Origin of the sequence: Streptomyces sp. DG1A-41, assembly GCF_037055355.1 — a bacterium.
Lineage (GTDB): Bacteria > Actinomycetota > Actinomycetes > Streptomycetales > Streptomycetaceae > Streptomyces.
In genome coordinates this window covers 187,449-207,896 of record NZ_CP146350.1, presented here as the reverse complement: position 1 = coordinate 207,896, position 20,448 = coordinate 187,449, and the positions used below count along the sequence as shown (strand labels likewise).

19 protein-coding genes and 2 pseudogenes are annotated in these 20,448 nt (G+C 72.4%); 12 read left to right on the top strand and 9 right to left on the bottom strand.

From position 1 onward, the window contains the following. Window positions 1–142 precede the first annotated feature (142 nt). A complete protein-coding gene (locus tag V8690_RS01060; protein ID WP_338775408.1) occupies window positions 143–655 on the top strand; it encodes a pep a2 in 513 nt (170 codons plus the stop codon). Beyond that, window positions 652–2,799 carry a glycogen debranching protein GlgX gene (glgX, locus tag V8690_RS01055; protein ID WP_338775407.1) on the top strand — a complete coding sequence of 716 codons (2,148 nt, stop codon included), beginning with the start codon at window positions 652–654 and terminating at the stop codon, window positions 2,797–2,799. The genes V8690_RS01060 and glgX overlap by 4 nt, the downstream gene beginning before the upstream one ends. A 27-nt stretch (window positions 2,800–2,826) precedes the next feature. Here the strand turns inward: glgX and V8690_RS01050 are convergent, their stop codons facing one another. Then, a complete protein-coding gene (locus tag V8690_RS01050) occupies window positions 2,827–3,630 on the bottom strand; it encodes a VOC family protein (RefSeq protein ID WP_338775406.1) in 804 nt (267 codons plus the stop codon). Between the two features lie 252 nt (window positions 3,631–3,882). On the opposite strand from V8690_RS01050, the gene V8690_RS01045 reads away from it, so the two are divergent. Further along, a complete protein-coding gene (locus tag V8690_RS01045; protein WP_338775405.1) occupies window positions 3,883–4,203 on the top strand; it encodes an ANTAR domain-containing protein in 321 nt (106 codons plus the stop codon). 33 nt (window positions 4,204–4,236) lie between these two features. On the opposite strand, the gene V8690_RS01040 is transcribed toward V8690_RS01045, so the two are convergent. Then, window positions 4,237–5,028 (bottom strand): RNA polymerase sigma factor SigF, encoded by a 792-nt coding sequence (locus V8690_RS01040; protein ID WP_338775404.1) that lies wholly within the window; start codon window positions 5,026–5,028, stop codon window positions 4,237–4,239. 278 nt (window positions 5,029–5,306) lie between these two features. Between V8690_RS01040 and V8690_RS01035 the strand changes: the two genes are divergently transcribed. The 4 genes from V8690_RS01035 to V8690_RS01020 all read left to right on the top strand — a co-directional run bounded on the left by V8690_RS01035 (window position 5,307) and on the right by V8690_RS01020 (window position 8,149). Next, window positions 5,307–5,762, top strand: coding sequence for a MarR family transcriptional regulator (locus V8690_RS01035; RefSeq protein ID WP_338775403.1), 456 nt, complete (start codon window positions 5,307–5,309; stop codon window positions 5,760–5,762). Then, window positions 5,759–6,616, top strand: a complete 858-nt coding sequence (locus V8690_RS01030) for an ATP-binding cassette domain-containing protein (RefSeq protein ID WP_338775402.1) — start codon at window positions 5,759–5,761, stop codon at window positions 6,614–6,616. Before V8690_RS01035 ends, V8690_RS01030 begins: the two co-directional genes overlap by 4 nt. Further along, the gene (locus V8690_RS01025; RefSeq protein WP_338775401.1) at window positions 6,576–7,436 is read left to right on the top strand and encodes an ABC transporter permease; all 861 of its coding nucleotides are present in this window, start codon (window positions 6,576–6,578) and stop codon (window positions 7,434–7,436) included. The genes V8690_RS01030 and V8690_RS01025 overlap by 41 nt, the downstream gene beginning before the upstream one ends. 191 nt (window positions 7,437–7,627) lie before the next feature. After that, window positions 7,628–8,149 (top strand): hypothetical protein, encoded by a 522-nt coding sequence (locus V8690_RS01020; RefSeq protein ID WP_338775400.1) that lies wholly within the window; start codon window positions 7,628–7,630, stop codon window positions 8,147–8,149. A gap of 24 nt (window positions 8,150–8,173) precedes the next feature. Here the strand turns inward: V8690_RS01020 and hemC are convergent, their stop codons facing one another. From hemC to ligD, 3 genes are all read right to left on the bottom strand, one after another. Then, on the bottom strand, window positions 8,174–9,109 hold the full coding sequence (gene hemC / locus V8690_RS01015) for a hydroxymethylbilane synthase (RefSeq protein WP_338775399.1): 936 nt from the start codon (window positions 9,107–9,109) through the stop codon (window positions 8,174–8,176). Between the two features lie 210 nt (window positions 9,110–9,319). Further along, entirely contained in the window at window positions 9,320–10,093 is a 774-nt protein-coding gene (locus V8690_RS01010) for an NPP1 family protein (RefSeq protein WP_338775398.1), read from the bottom strand. A gap of 139 nt (window positions 10,094–10,232) precedes the next feature. After that, window positions 10,233–11,213 carry a non-homologous end-joining DNA ligase gene (gene ligD, locus V8690_RS01005; RefSeq protein WP_338785198.1) on the bottom strand — a complete coding sequence of 327 codons (981 nt, stop codon included), beginning with the start codon at window positions 11,211–11,213 and terminating at the stop codon, window positions 10,233–10,235. 149 nt (window positions 11,214–11,362) lie between these two features. Between ligD and V8690_RS01000 the strand changes: the two genes are divergently transcribed. Further along, window positions 11,363–11,878 (top strand): MarR family transcriptional regulator, encoded by a 516-nt coding sequence (locus tag V8690_RS01000; protein WP_338775397.1) that lies wholly within the window; start codon window positions 11,363–11,365, stop codon window positions 11,876–11,878. A gap of 8 nt (window positions 11,879–11,886) precedes the next feature. Here the strand turns inward: V8690_RS01000 and V8690_RS00995 are convergent. Next, a pseudogene (locus V8690_RS00995) lies at window positions 11,887–13,044 on the bottom strand (MFS transporter). Window positions 13,045–13,134: 90 nt separating this feature from the next. Here V8690_RS00995 and V8690_RS00990 point away from each other — a divergent pair. From V8690_RS00990 to V8690_RS00975, 4 genes are all read left to right on the top strand, one after another. Continuing rightward, the gene (locus tag V8690_RS00990) at window positions 13,135–13,881 is read left to right on the top strand and encodes a helix-turn-helix transcriptional regulator (RefSeq protein WP_338775396.1); all 747 of its coding nucleotides are present in this window, start codon (window positions 13,135–13,137) and stop codon (window positions 13,879–13,881) included. Between the two features lie 75 nt (window positions 13,882–13,956). Continuing rightward, window positions 13,957–14,337 carry a DoxX family protein gene (locus tag V8690_RS00985; RefSeq protein WP_338775395.1) on the top strand — a complete coding sequence of 127 codons (381 nt, stop codon included), beginning with the start codon at window positions 13,957–13,959 and terminating at the stop codon, window positions 14,335–14,337. Further along, window positions 14,334–14,801: a peroxiredoxin gene (locus V8690_RS00980; protein WP_338775394.1), complete on the top strand. Its 468-nt coding sequence runs from the start codon at window positions 14,334–14,336 to the stop codon at window positions 14,799–14,801. The genes V8690_RS00985 and V8690_RS00980 overlap by 4 nt, the downstream gene beginning before the upstream one ends. Window positions 14,802–14,862: 61 nt before the next feature. Further along, window positions 14,863–17,205: a SpoIIE family protein phosphatase gene (locus V8690_RS00975; protein WP_338775393.1), complete on the top strand. Its 2,343-nt coding sequence runs from the start codon at window positions 14,863–14,865 to the stop codon at window positions 17,203–17,205. A 9-nt stretch (window positions 17,206–17,214) separates the two neighbouring features. Here V8690_RS00975 and V8690_RS00970 read toward each other — a convergent pair whose 3' ends face one another. The 3 genes and pseudogenes from V8690_RS00970 to V8690_RS00960 all read right to left on the bottom strand — a co-directional run bounded on the left by V8690_RS00970 (window position 17,215) and on the right by V8690_RS00960 (window position 20,339). Continuing rightward, a complete protein-coding gene (locus V8690_RS00970; protein ID WP_338775392.1) occupies window positions 17,215–17,835 on the bottom strand; it encodes a hypothetical protein in 621 nt (206 codons plus the stop codon). A gap of 136 nt (window positions 17,836–17,971) precedes the next feature. Next, a pseudogene (locus tag V8690_RS00965) lies at window positions 17,972–18,082 on the bottom strand (ATP-dependent DNA ligase); the annotation flags it as partial. A 136-nt stretch (window positions 18,083–18,218) separates the two neighbouring features. Further along, window positions 18,219–20,339, bottom strand: coding sequence for a glycogen debranching N-terminal domain-containing protein (locus V8690_RS00960; RefSeq protein WP_338775391.1), 2,121 nt, complete (start codon window positions 20,337–20,339; stop codon window positions 18,219–18,221). Between the last annotated feature and the right edge of the window lie 109 nt (window positions 20,340–20,448).

Genomic DNA, 20,448 nt, shown 5'->3' with positions numbered 1-20,448 from the left:
GCTCGTGTTGCACGAACGGGCTAGCACCCTCACGCTGAGGGTGACTCAGAAGCGATACGTGCTCACGTTCCGTGTTTCGGGGCTCGTCCCGCAGGACCGCGGGAGCGAGGAGGAGCTGAGCTTCGCGGTGAGGAGCCAACCGATGAAGACCGCAGTGCCCTGCTACTACCACATCGACGTGGAAGTCAGCCCGGAACGGGTGGGACAGGTCAGCCGCATTCTGGCCGCTCACCTGAGGTTCTGGGACCTGGACAACCTGGTCCAGCCCGTCTGCGGCGGCGCCGAGATGCTGCTCAAGGCCATCGACGAACACGCCAGGGACAAGAACACGTCGATCGAGATGTGGTGGAACGGCCAGCACCTGATCACCGCCATAGGGGACAACGACCGCGCCCTGCGCCCGGACCAGGAGCTGCGTGGCTGCCTGGAGCACCTCGCGGCGATGAGCGACGGCTGGGGCTGCTGCGCCACCGAGACCGGCAGCAAGGTGATCTGGTTCTCGCAGCGCGCCCGGGCCGGCGAACGCGTCCCGCTGGTGCCGACCGCGCCCGCCCCGCAGGAGCGGGAGGGCCTCGAGGTGCCCCGCGAGGTGCGCGTCGCGCAGCTGGCCGGCCCCGCCAGTACGCCGGGCGAGGTCCTGGAGGAGGCCCGGTGACCCGCCGACGGACCCGGAACGGGGTGTCCGCCTGGAGCGGACGCCCCTACCCGCTGGGCGCGGAGTACGACGGGGAGGGCACCAACTTCGCACTCTTCAGCGAGGTGGCCGAACGCGTCGAGCTGGTCCTCGTCGACGACGACGGCACCCACACCCAGGTGCCGCTGACCGAGGTCGACGGCTTCGTCTGGCACGGCTACCTCCCCGGCGTCGGCCCCGGCCAGCGCTACGGCTACCGCGTGCTCGGGCCCTGGGCCCCGGCCGCCGGCCACCGCTGCAACCCGGCGAAGCTGCTCCTCGACCCCTACGCACGCGCGGTCGACGGGCAGATCGACAACCACCCCTCGCTCTACGAACGGAACCCGGACGGCCCCGACCCGGCCGACAGCGCCGGGCACACCATGCTCGGCGTGGTGACCGACCCGGCCTTCGACTGGGGCGACGACGCCAGGCCCTGCCGGCCCTACGCCGACACGGTGATCTACGAGGTACACGTCAAGGGCCTGACCCGCACCCACCCCGAGATCCCCGCCGAACTGCGCGGCACCTACGCCGGGCTCGCCCACCCCGCGGCCGTCGAGCACCTCACCTCGCTGGGCGTCACGGCGGTGGAACTGATGCCGGTGCACCAGTTCGTCCACGACGGAGTGCTGCACGACCGCGGCCTGGCCAACTACTGGGGCTACAACACGATCGGCTTCTTCGCGCCGCACAACGGCTACGCCGCCCACGGCACCCGCGGCCAGCAGGTCGCCGAGTTCAAGTCGATGGTGAAGACCCTGCACGCGGCCGGGCTCGAGGTGGTCCTCGACGTCGTCTACAACCACACCGCCGAGGGCAACGAGAAGGGCCCCACCCTGTCCTTCCGCGGCATCGACAACTCCTCGTACTACCGCCTCGTCGACGGCGACTGGGAGCACTACTACGACACCACCGGCACCGGCAACAGCCTGCTGATGCGCCACCCCTACGTACTCCAGCTGATCATGGACTCGCTGCGGTACTGGGTCACCGAGATGCGTGTCGACGGCTTCCGCTTCGACCTCGCGGCCACCCTGGCCCGGCAGTTCCACGAGGTGGACCGGCTGTCGGCGTTCTTCGACCTGATCCAGCAGGACCCGGTGATCAGCCGCGTCAAGCTGATCGCGGAGCCGTGGGACGTCGGCGAGGGCGGCTACCAGGTGGGCAACTTCCCGCCGCTGTGGTCGGAGTGGAACGGCATGTACCGCGACGCCGTACGGGACTTCTGGCGCGGTGAGGACCACACGCTCGGCGAGTTCGCCTCCAGGCTGACCGGGTCCTCCGACCTGTACCAGCACAGCCGGCGCCGCCCCCGCGCCAGCGTCAACTTCGTCACCGCGCACGACGGGTTCACCCTGCGCGACCTCGTCTCCTACAACGACAAGCACAACGACGCCAACGGCGAGGACAACCAGGACGGCGAGAGCGCCAACCGGTCCTGGAACTGCGGCGCCGAAGGGCCGACCCGGGACCCAGCGGTGCTGGAGCTGCGCGCCCGCCAGCAGCGCAACTTCCTCGCCACGCTGCTGCTCTCCCAGGGCATCCCGATGCTCTGCCACGGGGACGAACTCGGGCGCACCCAGCGCGGCAACAACAACGCCTACTGCCAGGACAACGAGATCTCCTGGATCGACTGGCGGCTCACCGGGGAACAGCGCGACCTGCTGGAGTTCACCCGGTACGTCATCCGGCTGCGCACCGGGCACCCCGTGCTGCGCCGGCGCCGCTTCTTCCTCGGCGAGACCCTGACCCACGCGGACCAGCCGCTGCCCGACCTGGTGTGGCTGGCACCCGACGCCCAGGAGATGACCGACGACGACTGGGATCGCGGCGACGCGCACTCGGTCGGCGTCTTCCTCAACGGCGACGCCATCGCCGAACCCGACCCGTGCGGCCGCCCGGTCGTCGACGACTCCTTCCTCCTGCTGTTCAACAGCCACTGGGAGCCGGTCGACTTCCGCCTCCCCGATGCCGCCTACGGCGAACGCTGGACGGCCCTGATCGACACCGCCGACCCGGAGGGCACCCCCGACGAGGCGGAGCACAAGGCGAGCACGACCCTGACGGTCGGCGCACGCAGCCTGGTGCTGCTGTCGCGGCCGTCCCGCACCAAGACCGGGTGAGCGACGAGGACCAGAGGGCTCGCGGCGTCAGCGGTCCCGGCGCGCCGTCACCGTGAACTGCGCGCCGTCGTGGTCGCGCAGCACGGCCTCGTCGCTGCCCTTGGACAGCACGCTGCCGCCGTGCAGTTCCGCGGCGCGGGTGCAGGCCTCGACGTCGTCGACGGTGAAGTGGACCTGCCAGTGGGGGCGGATCGTCGGGTCGGGGGCCGCCTCCAGCGCGCCCGACTCGATCCGCGCCACCACGTCGCCGCGGCTGCGCAGCACGACCTCCCCGCCCTCGTAGTGGACCTCGCAGCAGCCGGGACTCTCCGACGCCCAGTCGAGGACCTCGCCGTAGAAGATGGCGGCGTCGAAGGCGTCACGCGTGTGCAGCGTGATGAAGGCCGGCTGCGCGTTGCGCCAGGTCTCCCAGTCGGTGAACAGGTCGCCCTCCCAGATCCCGAAGGTCGCCCCGTCCCGGTCGGCCAGCAGCGCCGCCCGCCCCGGCGGCAGCGAGATCGGCCCGACCGCGACGGTGCCCATGCGTTCCTGTACCCGCGCCACCGCGTCGTCCGCGCTCCGCACGGCGAAGTACGGCGTCCACGCCACCGCCATCTGCCACATGGTGGCCACCCCTGCGATCCCGGCCACCGGCGAGCCGTCCGCCAGCGCGATCCGGAACCGGTCGCCGAGCTTGGCCGGCCGCCATCGCCAGCCCAGCACGGCCCCGTAGAACTCCTCGGTCGCCTTGACGTCCCTGCTGGTCAGACTCACCCAGCACGGGGCGCCGAACACGGAGTGCGAAGAGATGACGTTCTTGGTGCCGGAGGGGGTGGGCGTGTCGTGGTTCATGGCAGTCGCGTCCTGATCTCGTCGGCCTGGCAGCCACCGGAGGAATGACACCAGTGTCCAACCGGAACCCCCGTGGGCGCCTGCCGAGTACCCCGGCGACGGCAGCAAAACGGTGTGGTGGACCGGCCTGGACCGCCCCGGTGGCACCGGGCGGGCCGAGTGACGACGATGGAGGCGTCGGACACTGCGTCAAGGCACTCAAGCACCACATGAGGTTATGGGGACAGCGGCGCACCGGACCGGGAGGTGACCATGCCCACGGACGGGGGCTCGGAGCGGATCTTCGAGTTGCAGGAGGAAGTCCGGCAACTGAAGGAGGCGGTCGTCTCCCACGCGGTCGTGGACCAGGCGATCGGGATGGTCGTCGTGCTCGGCCGGATCTCGCCCGACCAGGGCTGGGCCGTGCTGAAGGAGGTGTCCCAGCACACCAACATCAAGCTGCGCAACGTCGCGGAACTGATCCTCGTCTGGGGACGCACGGGTGAGATGCCCCCGGAGGTACGGGCCGCGCTGGAGGACGCCCTCGACCGCGCCGGACCGACCCAGATCCCCGAAGCGCCGCCGGAGCAGTGATCCGCCCGGCGGCGCCGACGTGGGGTGGTGCGTTCACCTGGCCTCGGTGAGCAGCTCCTCACGCAGATGGGCGAAGCAGCTGCTGAGCAGCCGGGAGACGTGCATCTGCGAGATGCCGAGCTGCTCCGCGATGCGGCTCTGCGTCATGCCCTTGAAGAACCGCAGGTAGAGGATGATCCGCTCGCGCTCCGGCAGCGCCTCCAGACAGGGCTTGACGGCGACGCGGTTGACGACGGTGTCGAAGGCCGGGTCCGGCCCGCCGAGCGCGTCCCCGAGGGCGTAGCCGTCCGTACCGGGCATCTCCGCCTCCAACGACAGGGCGGAGAAGCACTCCAGGGCCTCCATGCCGGTGCGCACCTCGCCCTCGGTGAGGTGGGCGTACTCGGCGATCTCGGCGACCGTGGGGGAGCGGCCGGGGGTGGTCTGCGACAGCTCCTTGGCGGCGTGCCGCACCCGGTTGCGCAAATCCTGGACCCGGCGGGGGACGTGCAGCGTCCACATGTGGTCGCGGAAGTGGCGCTTGATCTCACCGGTGACCGTCGGCACGGCGTAGGCCTCGAAGGCGTTGCCGCGCGCCGGGTCGTAGTGGTCGACGGCCTTGACGAGACCGAGGGCGGCCACCTGGTAGAGGTCCTCCAGGGCCTCGCCGCGGCCCCGGAAACGTACGGCGATCCGCTCGGCCATGGGCAGCCAGGCCTCGACCAGCTCGTCGCGCAGGGCCTTGCGCTCGGGCCCCTCGGGCAGCCGCGCGAGACGTGCGAACGCCGCGGCGGTGTCGGGGGCGTCGTCGTGGGGGTGCGTTCTGGTGCTGCCGGCGATACGCATGGTGCGCACCTCCCTTAGCAGGTGCCGAAAGGACGGACACCATGGGAAGCGCGGACTCGGACCTCACGGACGGCACCGGGGGCCCGGGCGGCTCCCACGGACGTGCCTCCTGTCCGAAGCACTTCATCGCCCATTCCCGGGCGGGGAGACTACGAAACAATTCCGACAATACGCCCATTCGTGAACCTCGGCCGTTTGTGGCGGCCGTGGCTGTTCCCAGGGTGTCTCTTGACCCCGCCTTGGACCGATTACCTCTGTCACAGAGCTAATCTCGCCGCATGGAGCCGGAGATTCTCCCCGACGAGCTGGCCGACGCGCTCGTCGGGGTCCAGCGGCTGATCCGGCGGCGGCTGCGCCGCGAGATGCCCGACCCCCGGCTGCGCGGCGCCGAGGTGGAGCTGCTGCGCCTGGTCATGACGCGGCCCGGCATCGGCATCTCCGACGCGGCCAGGGACCTCGGGCTGGCGGCCAACTCGGTGTCGACCCTGGTCAACCAGCTCGTACAGGCGGGCTACCTGGTCCGCGAGACCGACCCTGCCGACCGGCGGGCCGCCCGGCTGCTGCCCACGCCCGCCGCCGGGACACGGCTGCGCGAGTGGCGCCGCCGCCGCGCCGACCTCGTCCGACGCCATGTGTCACGGCTCGACGAGACGGACCGCCAGGCGCTGCACGCGGCGATCCCGGCCCTGCGCAAGCTGGCCGACACCCTGCACGAGGAGGCCGAGGAGTCATGACACCGGACACCGACCGCTCGCGGGCCGACGCCGTCACCTGTACGGGGCTCGTCCACGCCTTCGGCGAGACCCGGGCCGTGGACGGACTCGATCTCACGGTCCGGCAGGGCGAGGTCTTCGGGCTGCTCGGCCCCAACGGCGCCGGCAAGACCACGGCCATCCGCTGCCTCACCACCCTGCTGCCGGTGCCGGCCGGCATGGTCCGGGTCTTCGGCCACGACGCCGCCGGCGACCGCATGGCCGTACGGCGCCTGCTCGGATACGTACCGCAGCAGCTGTCCGCGGACGCCGGTCTCACCGGGCGGGAGAACGTCGCCCTGTTCGCCCGGGTCTTCGACGTGCCCCGCCGGGAACGCGGCGAGCGCGTCGCCCAGGCCCTGACCGCGGTCGACCTCGCCGACGCCGCCGACCGGCTCGCCGCCACCTACTCCGGCGGCATGGTCCGCCGTCTCGAACTCGCCCAGGCCCTGGTCAGCGCCCCTCGGCTGCTGATCCTCGACGAGCCCACGATCGGCCTCGACCCGATCGCCCGCACCGGCGTCTGGGAGCACATCGGCGCGGTCCGCGCGGCCACCGGCATGACCGTGCTCGTGACCACCCATTACATGGACGAGGCCGACCAGTACTGCGACCGGGTCGCCCTGATGCACCACGGCCGGATCCGGGCCCTCGGCACCCCGGCCGAACTCAGGGAAGGACTCGGCGCCCGCCGCCGCGCCGCGGGCGCGGCCACGGACACGCTGCCCACGCTGGAGGACGTCTTCCGCGACGTGGCGGGCAGCGGTCTCGACGACGAGGCAGGAGATTTCCACGATGTCCGAAGCACCCGCCGCACCGCCCGCCGGGTCGGCTGACCCCGCCCGCGGGCACGGCATCGACCTGCTGCTCAAGCCCCCGCGGCCCCGCGCCGGCTGGCGGCTCCTGCCCGCCCGCGTCGGCGCGATGTGCGCGGTGGAACTCCAGAAGCTGCGCCACGACCGCACCGAGCTCTACACCCGAGCGGTCCAGCCGGCCCTCTGGCTGCTGATCTTCGGTCAGACCTTCACCCGGTTCAGGGCGATCCCGACCGGCGGCATCCCCTACGCCGACTATCTGGCACCCGGGATCATCGCCCAGTCCGCGATGTTCATCGCCATCTTCTACGGCATCCAGATCATCTGGGAGCGCGACGCCGGCATCCTCGACAAGCTCCTCGTCACGCCGACCCCGCGCTCCGCGCTGATCACCGGCAAGGCGTTCGCGGCGGGCGTCAAGTCGCTCGTCCAGGCGGTCGTGGTCCTCCTCATCGCCGCCCTGCTCGGCGTGGCGCTGAGCTGGAACCCGCTCAAGCTGCTCACCGTCGCCGCGATCGTCGTCCTCGGCTCGGCCTTCTTCTCCTGCCTGTCGATGACCATCGCCGGCATCGTCCTCAGCCGCGACCGCCTCATGGGCTTCGGGCAGGCGATCACCATGCCGCTGTTCTTCGGCTCCAACGCCCTGTACCCGGTCTCCGTGATGCCGGGCTGGCTCCAGGCGGTCAGCAAGGCCAACCCGCTCAGCTACGAGGTGGACGCCCTGCGCGGGCTCCTCCTCGGCACACCGCACCACCTGGCCTCCGACTTCGCGGTGCTGTTCGTGGCCGCCGCCCTCGGCGTCACCGCCGCCTCGGCCCTGCTGGGCCGTCTGGTCCGTTGATCTTCACTCTGGAAAGTGATGTGCGGCACCCCGCGGCAAACGCTTTCTCCGGCTGTTTCCGGATAACCGCTGGGCACGGCTTGATCACCGGCCAAAAGGGGTGAACTGCCTGGCCACAGCGCATTCTGCTCATTTGACAGTGCGCTGAGACCACAGATAGGAAGCAGCTTCCAGAGGTCGAGAGGTGCAGCGTGTACGAGCCGAACGTGGTCGGGGACTGGCAGGAGTACGACGAGCATGCCGGTCTGCGCGTCCGCGTCCACCGTCTGGAACTGGCCGAGCCGCCCCGCGGCCGTGACGACGCCGCCGAGGGGCTGACGTACTTCAGCCTGCGCGTGACCGTCGAGAACCGCGGCGGCCGGCACCTCGGCATCCACCTCGAGGACGGCCAGATCGACGTGCGGATCGGCCCGGACGGGGAGAGCGCCTTCCTCGACTGGCGCAACTCGCAGTTCATCGAGGGCTTCGACGTGTACCCGCTGCGCCGGGCCACCGCCGTGCTGTACGCGGCCGGCGCCGAGGCGTCCCTGAGCCTCGTGGACGTCCAGGTCCAGCTGCGCGTCGAGGAGGAGTGGGCCGACCGCCGGCTGTGGTCGGGCGGCATCGGCGCGCACGAGGGACCCGCTGGGGCCCAGCAGGGCGCGGTGCGCGACAGCCTGGCCCAGCAGGTGAGCGTCTTCCTCCAGGATCAGGCGGGGGAAGGCACCGCCTGATCCGGCGTCAGGGCGTCCCGCCGGTCAGTGCGGGATGCCGTCGATGATCTCGCGGGCGCCCTGGCGCAGTAGCGCCACGGCGACCGAGGTGCCGAGCGTGGCCGGGTCGAGCCGGCCCGCCCACTCGTGGGCGTTCAGCCGGGTCTTGCCGTCCGGGGTGAACACACAGGCGCGCAGGGACAGTTCACCGCTGCGGTCCACCCGCGCGAACCCGGCGATGGGGCTGTTGCAGTGCCCCTGGAGCACGTGCAGGAACATGCGCTCGGCGGTGGTCTCCCGGTGGGTGTCCGGGTCGCCGAGACCGCTCACCGCGTCGATCAGGTCGGCGTCGTCCTCCCGGCACTGGAGCGCCAGCACGCCGGCGCCGATGGGCGGCATCATCGTCTCGGTGGAGAGGATCTCGCTGATCACGTCCTCGCGGCCGATGCGCTCCAGGCCGGAGACCGCGAGCAGCAGCGCGTCGGCCTCGCCGGCGGCCAGCTTCGCCAGGCGCCGGTTGGCGTTGCCCCGGAACGGCACGCACTCCAGATGCGGATGCGTGGCGGCCAGTTGGGCGACCCGGCGTACCGAGGAGGTGCCGATCCGCGTCCCGGCCGGCAGCTCGTCCAGGGTGAGCCCGCCCGGGTGGATCAGGGCGTCCCGGACGTCGTCCCGCTTGAGGAACGCGGCGAACACCGTGCCCGCCGGGAGCGGCCGGTCGGCGGGTACGTCCTTCACGCAGTGCACGGCGAGGTCGGCCTCCCCGGCCAGCAGCGCCGCGTCGACCTCCTTGGTGAACGCGCCCTTGCCCTCGACCTTGGACAGATCGCCCATCCACTTGTCGCCGGTGGTCTTCACCGGTACGACCTCGGTGCGCACTCCGGGGAGGGCGGCAGCCAACTCGGCCCGGACACGCTCCACTTGGGCGAGCGCCATGGGCGAATCGCGGGAGACGATGCGGATCAGTTCGGGGACGGGCATGCGGACACGATAGCCCCTCCCAGGGGCACATCAGTGCCGTACCTCCTTTGAACCCCCGTCGGCGCGCCAGTTCGGGACGAGCGGCTCGCTCAGCCCGCCGTGCGCGGCGAGCACCTCCACAACCATGGGGGTGAGCCGGCCGCCCCGCGCCGGCGGATCGGACGCGGGGCGGAAGCCGGACCCGGCCCAGGCCCGCCCAGCCGAGCGAGATCAGGCGTAGGGGTCGAACGCGATGCCGGAGGGCTTGGCCGACGCGAGGTGGCCCGCGAAGTTGGCGTCCTTCAGCCCGAAGTTGGCGCTGCCGAAGTTGTAGGACGTGAGCTTGTCGCGCACCCCGGCGGGATAGCCGTTCCAGCCGACCAGCGCCGGGTACTGCCAGGTGCGCTTGTGGTTCTCCGGCGGCTCGTCGTTCGAGTTCGCGAGGCGGAAGCAGTGCGTGCCGGCGCCGTCCTTGTGGTACACGATCTTCGGGTGCGTGCCGTCGAAGCGGACCTGCGACGCCGCGTGCACGCTGAACGAGCCGTGGGCGGACGTCGAGACGTACTTGACCTGGTTGTCCTGCACGAACACCGCGACGTGCTCGAAGTCGTGCCGGTGGCCGCCGATGCTGCTGCCGGCCACCGCCTGGTCCTTCTCGAAGTACAGGGCGTACAGGATGGCGCACCAGCCGTTGTTGCACTTGGAGCGCGCGTAGCCGTTGGTGTTGTCCAGGTCCGAGGCGTCGCGGCAGTCACCGTTGAGGGCGCCGGTCGGGTTGAGCCCGCCGTTGACGGTGCCGTCCGCGCCGATGGCGGGCGTGGAGTAACAGCCGTCGGTGTCGTAGTCGTAGGCGGGCTGGAACGTCTGCTCAAGCGACTCGGCGTTGGCGGGCAGCGCACGCGGCGGGGCGGCGAACGCCGTGGCAGGGAAGGCGAGGACGAGGGCGGCGGCACCGGCCAGTCCGGTGAGCCATCTCCTGCGGGGTGCGAACGGGCGTGACGACACTGCGTCCTCCTCTTGGGCGCAGCCCAACGGCTGTGGGGGAAAGGGAGGTTCAGCTTCCCGGCTGAACGCGTCCATGCCAAGAGGAAGATGTGATCTCAGAAGTGAATCGCAACCCAACAACCGGAACCCGGGCGCCCTTTCACGCCATGTCGTCCGGGATGTCCGCCGCCGCCTCCTCGGGCGCGAGATCCGGCCGGAGCCGCAGCCAGGACGGCTGCCGCAGCAGGCCCTCCCGGGTGCGGGCGCTGTAGCGGACCTCGCCGACCAGCCGGGGGACGACCCAGTGCGCGCCCCGAGCGCGCGGGGCGGGGTCGAAGGGGCAGACGTCGGTCGCGGCGGCCCTCAGCAGCCCGGCGAGTTCCGTCCGTTCGGCCTCGCTCCAGCCGGTGCCCACACTCCCGACGTAGCGCAGCCGCCCCGCGGCGCGTTGCCCGACCAGCACCGCGCCGGGCAGGCCGGTGAGCCTCCCTTTGCCGGGCTGCCAGCCGCCGACCAGGACGTCCTCGGTACGCATGTTGCGGATCTTGATCCAGGCCCGGGAGCGCACTCCCGGTTCGTACACCGAGTCCAGCCGTTTGCAGACCAGGCCCTCCATGCCGTGCTCGCGCGTGGCGGCCAGGGCCTCGGCGCCGTGGCCGACGATCGCGGCCGGGGTCGACCAGGAGGGCCCGGCGAAACCGAGGTCCTCCAGCGCCGCGCGGCGTCGTGCGTAGGGGAGCCGGATCAGCGAGTGCCCCTGGAGATGCATCAGGTCGAACAGCACGAGATGGACCGGCACCTCCGCCGCCCGCCGCGCCGCCCTCGCGGGCGCGTGCGCCAGGCCCATGCGGGACTGGAGCAACTGGAAGCTCGCCCGGCCCTGTTCGTCCAGGGCCAGGATCTCCCCGTCCAGCACGGCGGCCGTGGGGCCGAACGCGGCGCCCAGCGGCCCCAGTTCGGGATACGCGCCCGTGATGTCCTCCCCGGACCGGGCGCGCAGCAGCACGCTGCCGTCCCCGGGGAGATAGACCACCACGCGCTGGCCGTCCTGCTTGGTCTCATAGGCCCAGCGCGCGTCCTGCGCCGCGGGCGGCAGGGTGCCGGGCGTGGCGAGCATGGGCGGGATCAGCGGCAGGTCCACGGGTGAGGTGTGGACGTCTCCGTGGCCGGTCACGCGCGTTTTCCGGGACTTTCCCCTGAACGGCGTCGATGCGGGCGCCGACCCCCGACCCTGTCGCGCGCACCTCGTGAATTGCTTGAGTTAGGCAACGAGATGGTAAAGTGACTCGCATGCCCACATCACCGCTCCCCGACGCCTCCTCCCCGGAAGTGATCGAGATCGAGCGTGCGCTCACCCGCATCACCTACCTGAGCACACGCGCCCGTCGGCACGACCGGCTGATGGCCCTGGCGGGAGTGCCGCTCGACCGTGCCGCCGTCGCGCTGCTGCGGCAGGTCGCCGACTCCGAGCCGCTGCGACCGGGGGAGATCGCCGCGCGGCTGGGAGTGGAGGCCTCGCACGTGACGCGTACGGTGCAGCAGTTGCACAAGTCGGGCTACGTCACCCGCGTCCCCGACCCCGACGACCGGCGCGCCCAGCGCATCGAGCTCACCGACGCCGGCCGGCAGGCCATCACCAGGATCCGCGAGGCCGGAGTCCGCGGCATGCAGATGGCCCTGTCCGACTGGTCCCCCGAGGAGCTGCGGCAGCTCGCCACGCTCTTCCACCGCATGGTCGACGACTTCCTCGCCCACGCCGTCGACGAGGAGCCCGAGCCCCGGCCCGCCCCGGTGGGCCAGGCCTGATCCGCCGGTCACCGTGCGGCCGGGTCACGCGGATCCGCCCGCTCGGCGACCGCGGGGCCCGGCGGTGCGGGCTCGCGCAGCCGGCACAGCAGCAGCCGGCCCACCGCGGGCAGGGCGATGAGCGGCAGCAGGGCCGTCCGCAGGGACGTCGCGTCGGCCAGCGCCCCGAGCAAGGGAGCGGCGAGGCCGCCGACGGACACCGTCAGCCCCAGCGTGACCCCGCTCGCGGTGCCCACCCGCCGGGGCAGTCAGTCCTGGCCCAGCGTGATGTGCAGCGAGAACGGCACATACAGGCCCGCCGACGTCAACGCGACGAACAGATGCACCGGCGGCCCGGGCACCAGGACCAGACCGGCCACGGCGAGTACCGTCACGGCGTACGACCGGCGCACCACCGTCAGCCGCCCGTACCGCTCGGCCAGCCGCCCCCCGGCCAGCGTGCCCACCGCGCCACCGGCGTAGAGCACGAACAGCGCCGCCGTACCGGCCACCTCCCCGCCGCCGGTCCGCTCCCGCACGTACAGCGAGACGAACGCGCTCAGACCGACGAACACGACCGAGCGGCAGACCACGGCCCCGGACAGCCGCAGAAAGGCCGGCCAGTCGTCCCGGACCGCGGTCACGGACGCACCGGCCCCCGCCGCGCCGGACGCGGCCGCGCGCACCGCCGCTGCACACAGCGCCGCTCCCGCCACCGCGGGGACGGCCAGCAGGGGAGAGGCACGGAGCCCGCCCGTCGCCACCACGGCCAAGACCAGCAGGGGTGCCAGGGCGAACCCGGCGTTGCCGCCGAAGGAGAACCAGCCCATCGCCGAGTGCCGACCGTGCGCGACGGCCCGCGCCACCCGGGCGGCCTCCGGATGGTAGGCGGCCACCCCGGCCCCCGACACGGCGACCACCGCCAGCGTCGCCGCGTAGGAGCCCATCACCCCGCTCAGGGCGACGCCCGCCCCGGCCGTCAGCGCGCTGAGCGGCAGCAGCCACGGCATCGCCCACCGGTCGGTGAGCCACCCGAACAGCGGCTGCACCAGCGACGAGAGCAGGGAGGCGGCCAGCACAACGCCGGAGGCGGCGGCGTAGGAGTAGGCGCGCTCGGCGACGAAGTACGGCACCAGAGCGGCCACGGCGCCCTGGTACACGTCCACGCAGGCGTGTCCCAGGGACATCAGGGCGACGGGCCGGCTGCGGCGGGAAGCGGTCACCCGCCGATCGTCGCCGCCGGGGCGCCTGGGGCGCTTCCGATAATCTGCCTGACTGTGCCGAACATCCGCCACACCCCGACGGCGCCGACCCTTGCCCAGCGGCTGACCGCGGGCGACCGCATCGACGCGCACCGGCACGACGACCACCAGATCGTCTACGCGGGCTCCGGCGTCGTCGCCGTCACCACCGACGCCGGCACCTGGTTCGCGCCCGGCACCCGCGCCATCTGGGTCCCCGCCGGCACCGTGCACGCCCACCGCGCCCACGGCCGGCTCGACCTGCACCTGGTCGGCCTGCCCCCCGACGACAACCCCCTAGGCCTGCGTCACCCGGCCGTCCTCGCCGTCAGCCCGCTGCTGCGCGAGCTGATCCTCGCCTACACCCACGACCCCGGCGACGACGGCCCCGAGCGCCACCGGCTGCGCGCCGTCCTGCGCGACCAGCTGCGCCTCTCGCCGCAGCAGCCGCTGCGCCTGCCCACGCCCGCCGACCCGCGCCTGGCCGCCGTCTGCGCGCTCGTGCACGCCGACCCGGCGGGCGCGGGCACCCTCGCCGCCCTCGGCGCGGCGACCGGGGTGGGGGAGCGCACCCTCAGCCGGCTCTTCCGCAGCGAGTTCGGCATGACGTTCCCGCAGTGGCGCACCCAGTCACGGCTCTACCACGCCCTGCGGATGCTGGCCGACGGCCTGCCCGTCACGACCGTCGCCCACCGCTGCGGCTGGTCCTCCGCCAGCGCCTTCATCGACGTCTTCCGCCGCTCGTTCGGCTACACCCCGGGCACGCGCAACCGCCGCGGCTGACCCGTCGAAGCCCCCGCCGCAGCCAGCCTTTTACCGTCCAGTAATATCGCGCGGCAGGCCATCCGAGGAGGAACCGTGTCCCGGTTTGAACGCTCGCCCCTGCTGCTCGCCGGCCTGCTGGCCGCCGCGGGGGTCGCCCACTTCGCCGCCCCACGCCCGTTCGACGCGACCATCCCGAGCGGCCTGCCGGGCACGCCCAGGACCTGGACCTACGCCAGCGGAGCCGCCGAGCTCGCGCTGGCCGCGGGCGTGGCGCTGCCGCGTACCCGAAGGGCGGCCGCGCTGGCCACGGCGGCCTTCTTCGTCGGGGTGTTCCCCGCCAACGTGAAGATGGCGGCCGACTGGCGCCACCGTCCCGCGCCGCAGAAGGCCGCGGCCTTCGGACGCCTGCCGATCCAGCTGCCCCTCGTGCTCTGGGCCCGTGGCGTCGCACGGAACGCGGAGGGCCGGTCGTGACCGCGCGCGTTCAGGCGGGGGACCAGGTCGAGGACTTCGCCCTGCCCGACGAGACCGGCACCGCCCGCAGCCTGTCCGGGCTGCTCGCCGAGGGGCCGGTCGTGCTCTTCTTCTACCCGGCCGCCCTGACCCCCGGCTGCACCGCACAGGCCTGCCACTTCCGCGATCTCGCGGCCGAGTTCGCCGCCGTCGGCGCACGCCCCGTCGGCATCAGCGGGGACACCGTCGAGCGTCAGCGGGAATTCGCCGGACAGCACGCCCTCGGCATGCCCCTGCTGTCCGACGCCGACGGCACGGTCCGTGAGCGGTTCGGCGTGAAGCGCGGCTTCTCCCTGGCACCGACCAAGCGCACCACGTTCGTCATAGCGCGGGACCACACCGTCCTCGACGTCGTACGCAGCGAACTGCGCATGAACGCGCACGCCGACCGGGCGCTCGCCGCCCTGCGAGCTTACCGCGGCTGACACCGTCACGAATGCTCCGTCGCGGTTGATACGGGGCGGTAAAGGGATAATCCTGGACGATATGGAGGACGCCTCCGCTGCTGCGATCATCGACGCCCGCGGCACCGTGACGGGGTGGAGCGAGGGTGCCCGGCGACTGACGGGCTACCCGGCCGAGGAGGCCGTGGGGCGGTCCGTCCGGGAACTGCTCGCCGAGGACGTGCCGCCCGAGGCGGTGGCCGCGCGGTCGGGCACGGTCATGGTGCGGCATCACGAGGGCCATCTGGTCGGGCTCCGCGTCAGAGCCTGCGTCGTGACCGGCCGGGACGGGGCACCGGAGGGCTACGTGATCACGGCCGGGTCGCCCGGCAGCGCCGAGACGTCCCTGGCCGGACAGGCCTTCCAGCAGGCCTCCATGTCGATGTCCGTGTTCGACACCAACCAGCGATACCTGCGGCTCAACGACGCGGCCTGCCATGTGATGGGCGTGCCCGAGGAGACCCTGCTGGGGCGGCACTTCCCGGAGACCGTCGAGGAGGCCGAGCACAGCCGCGGCTTCAACTGGCACCTGCGCCACGTCGTCGAGACCGGCCGCCCGCTCCGCTACGAGAGCTACACGGGCGCCCCGGCCCTGAACCGGGAGCACGCCTGGGTCACCGAGATGTGGCCGCTCCGCGCCCCCTCCGGAGAGCTCCTGGGCACCGCCCTGGCCGCGTTCGACAGCACCGAGCAGTACTGGGCGCGGCAGCGGCTTGCGCTGCTGAACGAGGCAGCGGCGGCCATCGGCACCACCCTGGACGTGGTGCGCACGGCCGAGGAGCTGATGGAGGTCGTGGTGCCCCGGTTCGCCGACTTCGCGAGCGTGGACCTGTTCGACTGGGTCCTCGGCGCGGAGGAGGCGCCGGCCGTGCCCACCGACGACATCATGCTGCGACGCGTCGCCCACGGTTCCATCACCGAGGGCACTCCCGAAGCGGCTGTCCACCTGGGAGAAGTGGACGTCTACCCCGCGTTCTCCCCCATCGCGCTGGCGATGCGGGAGGGCCGGGCGATCATCAGCCAGGCCGGGGAGCCGTCCTTCATGCGCTGGGTAGCCGAGCGCAACACCCGCGCCCCGCAGGGCCGCCCCTACCGCAGTGGCGTCCACTCGATGATGGCGGTGCCGCTCCGGGCCCGCGGCACCACCCTCGGCGTCGCCGTGGCCGTACGCATCCGGCAGGTGGACGACTACGCCGCCGACGACGCCGTGTTCGCCGAGGAACTCGCCAGCCGCGCCGCGGTCTGCGTCGACAACGCCCGCCGCTTCGCCCGCGAACGCACCACCGCGCTGGCGCTCCAGCACAGCCTGCTGCCGAGGGGACTGCCCGGCCAGGCCGCCGTCCAGGTCGCCCACCGCTATCTGCCCTCCGGCTCGGCGGCCGGCATCGGCGGCGACTGGTTCGACGTGATCCCGCTGTCCGGCAGCCGGGTCGCGCTCGTCGTCGGCGACGTCGTGGGGCACGGCATCCCCTCCACGGCGACCATGGGCCGGCTGGTCACGGCCGTACGCACCCTCGCCGACGTGGACCTGCCACCGGACGAACTCCTCACCCACCTCGACGATCTGGTCACCCATCTCGCGTCGGACGACGACGGCGACGAGGTCGCCGAACTCGGCGCCACCTGCCTGTACGCCGTCTACGACCCCGTCACGCGTCGGCTGAACCTGGCCGCCGCCGGGCACCCCGCCCCCGCCCTGGTGCTGCCCGACGGGTCCGCGCGGCTCGTCCCCATGAGCGCGGGGCCCCCGCTGGGCGTCGGGGGGCTGCCCTTCGAGGCGACGGAGCTCCAGCTGCCCGAGGGCTCCGTCGTCGCCCTCTACACCGACGGACTCGTCGAGGACCGTGACCACGACGTCGACCACGCCACCGACGAGCTGTGCCGCGCGCTGACCGTGCCCGCCGAATCGCTCGACGCCCAGTGCGACATCGTGCTGAAGGCCGTACTGCCGGAGGAGCCCAGCGACGATGTGGCCCTGCTGCTGGCCCGTACCCGGGCGCTGGGCGCCGACCAGGTCGCCACCTGGGACGTCACCCCGGACCCCGCGCAGGTGGCCGCCACCCGCCAGGCCGCCACCGAACAGCTCTCCGAGTGGGGGCTGGACGAGACGGCCTTCGTCACCGAACTCGTCGTCAGCGAACTGGTCACCAACGCCATCCGCTACGGCGCCGCGCCCATCCAGCTGCGTCTGATCCGCGACCAGACCCTCATCTGCGAGGTGTCCGACGGCAGTTCGACCTCACCGCACCTGCGGCGGGCCCACCAGGACGACGAGGGCGGCCGCGGACTGCTGCTGGTCGCCCAGCTCACCCAGCGCTGGGGCAGCCGGCAGACCACCCGGGGCAAGACGATCTGGTGCGAGCAGCCGCTCACGCCGCTGTTCTGACCGGACCGCTCACGCGGCCGTGCGCCCCGACGGGCGTTCCCGCACCACGTTCCGGGGCTTCTTGTCGTCCCGCAGCCCGGGATACCGCGGGTGGCGCAGCATGCCGTCACGCGTCCACTCGGTGAACGCGATCCGGGCCACCAGCTCCGCCGCACCCAGCGCGCACCCGCCTCCCGCACCGGCCCGACCGGACTCCCGCGGCCCGCCGCGCCGCTCGCGCAGGTCGAGCAGCGTGCGCCGGCCGAAACCGGTGCCGACCTTGACCGTGTACCGCAGCCGCCCGCCCTCGTAGTGGCCGAGGAGCGGCGCGCCGAGCCCCACGCGGCTCCCGGCCGGTTCGGTGAAACCGCCGACGGCGAACTCCTGCCCCAGGGAGCACGTCAGCTTCAGCCGGTCCGCCGACCGGCGCGGCTCGCAGACCCCGTCGGCGCGCTTGGCGATCAGGCCTCCCAGCCCCGGGCGCAGACGTCCGCCAGCAGCTCGGCCCCCCCCTGCGTTGCGATGCGGGGTCAGCCGGAGCGGGGAACGGTACGCCAGCGCCCGGCGCACCAGTGAGTTGCGGACCCGCAGCGGCGGTTCCCTGGTGTCGGGCCCCTCCAGCCGGAGCAGGTCGTACACGTAGTACGTCACGGCCCCCGCTCGCCGCGACGTCCTGATGCGGGGTCAGCCCCATGCGCCGTTGGGGCCGCGCGAAGTCCGTACGCCCGCCCGAGAACGCGACGATCTCCCCGTCGAGCACGAAGTCGGCACACGACTGGGCCGCGAGCGCCTCCACGATCTCCGGACAGGTGTCGTTCAGCCGGCGGCCCGACCGGGACAGCAGCGTCACCCGCTCGCCCTCCGGGACCGCCGGCACGCGGATGCCGTCCAGCTTCATCTGTGCGCTGTAAAGGTGTCCACGGAACGGAACCCAAGGACAGGATCCGCCCTTGCCCGCTGCCCACGGTTACCAGCTGCCAGTGGCCATCCCGCAGCGTGGTCTGGGCGCCGAGGGACGGCTCGGTGACGCGGCATCAGGGACCAACCACGGCCAGCCCTGCCGGAGCGGTCATGTTTACCGTTCCGACAGCCGTTACCGTGACGTCCAGCTGGTCTCCGCCGACTTGGAGCCCCGTCACCCTGAGCGGTGCGTACGTCGCGGCGAAGGTCGGCGCCACCGTGACCGTACCGCCCGGGACGTCCGCGCTCAGGCCGAGGGCCGCTTGGAGCACGAGGACCGCGGAGGTGGCCGCCCATGCCTGCGGTCGGCAGGACGCCGGGTAGGGGGCGGGATGCGGGCTCCGCCGGCTGCCGTGGCCGGCGAAGAGTTCGGGGAGGCGGGCGTCGAAGGCCGTCGACGCGGTCAGCAGGCCGTCTGCCAGTGAGGCGGCGACGTCCGGGAATCCGGCTTTGACCAGGCCGTGTACGGCGATGACCGTGTCGTGCGGCCAGATCGAGCCGACGTGGTAGCCGTAGGGGTTGTAGCCCACCGCGTCACTGCTCAGCGTGCGCAGGCCGTGGCCCGCGTCCAGGTCCGGTCCGGCGATCCGGGCCGCCAGCAGCGCGCTCTCCTCGGCGTTGAGCAGCCCGGTGCCGAGGAGGTGGCCGAAGCCGGAGGTGACCGAGTCGACCGGCTTGCCGTCGCCGTCGAGGGCCACGGCAGGGTAGGGGCCACGTTCGTCGCTCACCCAGAAGCGGTCGCGGAAGCGGGCGGCGAGTCGCTCGGCCCATGCCTCCCACTCATCGGCTCCCGGGCGGCCGAACGCCCGCAGCAGTGCGGCACCGCAGCGCGCGGCCTCGTAGGCGTACGCCTGCACTTCACACAGTGCGATGGGTGCGTGGGCGCGGCTGCCGTCGCGGTAGCGGATGGAGTCGTCGGAGTCCTTCCAGCCCTGGTTGGACAGGCCCTGGCCGGTCTGGTCCATGTACTTGAGGAAGCCGTCGGCGTCTGCCTGGTCGCGCATCCAGGCGAGCGCGGACTCGGCGTGCGGCAGGAGCGGTTCGACCTCGGACGGATCGAGCCCCCAGCGCCAGGCATCGTGGAGGAGGGTGATCCACAAGGGGGTGGCGTCGACCGTGCCGTAGTACACCGAGGGCAGCGAGAGCCGGTCGCCGAGCAGGAAATTGCCGCGACGGACTTCGTGCAGGATCTTGCCCGGCTGCTCCTCCGTGGACGGGTCGGTGACGGCACCCTGTCGGCGGGCGAGGGTGCGCAGCGTACCGGCCGCGAGGTCCGTGCCGAGGGGCAGCAGCATCCGGGCGGCCCACAGGGCGTCGCGCCCGAAGAGGGTCAGGAACCATGGGGCGCCCGCCGCGAGGAACTGGTCCGGCCGGACCTTCTGCGACTGCGGGTCGGTCAGGCGCAGGCGGTCCAGGTCGGCGAGGGACTGCGCCAGCCAGCGGTCCAGGCCGCGGTCCGCGCTGCGCAGCACGGGGACGTTCCACGGCACCTGGTCCACGGGCGGGGGCGGGAACTGATCGCCGTCCGCGTACGCGGCCGTGGAGGACAGCGTCACCGACCACGAGGCACCGGGGGCCAGCTCGACGTCGTACGACAGCCGTCCCGCCGGCACTTCCAGCACGTCCGGCGCCGGCTCGCTGACCAGACGGGCGGTGAAGCCGTCACACGCCCATGCCAGACCGATGGCCCCGCTGTCCGCAGCCTGGGGCGGCACTTCCTCGGGAGCGCGTCCCGACTTGACCTGGTCCATGGTGGCGAGGTCCGTCCCGGCGGTCACCGTCAGACGGAGGTGGACCTGCCGGCTGCCCGCGTTGGTGACCTCCAAGCGCTCCTCGAACCGGCCTGCCGCCGTGCTACGACGGCGGTGGAGGGCCACGGCCGGGTCGGGCGTGCTCTCGCCGAGGCCGCGCAGAACATCCCGGAACTCCGCGCGGTCCGCGCCTCGGAAGCCACCGGCGACCGGCACCAGGGCGATGCCTTCGGCGGCGACGGTGAGGTGTGACAGTGCTCTGCGGTCGCCGTGGTAAAAGCCGTCCGCACCACCGTTGAGCTGCCCGTCCGCATGCGAGATGACGAGGCTGGGTGCGTGCAGCGTGACGACCGCGTCATGCAGGAACGGCTGCATGCCCGCGCTCGCGGACGGGTCTGTGGTGACCGAACCGTTGGTGTCCTGGGTCTTGACAGTGGTGTCCAAGGAAGTACAACCTCTCAGCATTCGAACGTTCCAAAGACAGTAAGCACTCTTCAGAGCGATGACAACGACTTTGGAACGCTAAAATCGAGTACACAAGATCCTCTGCACG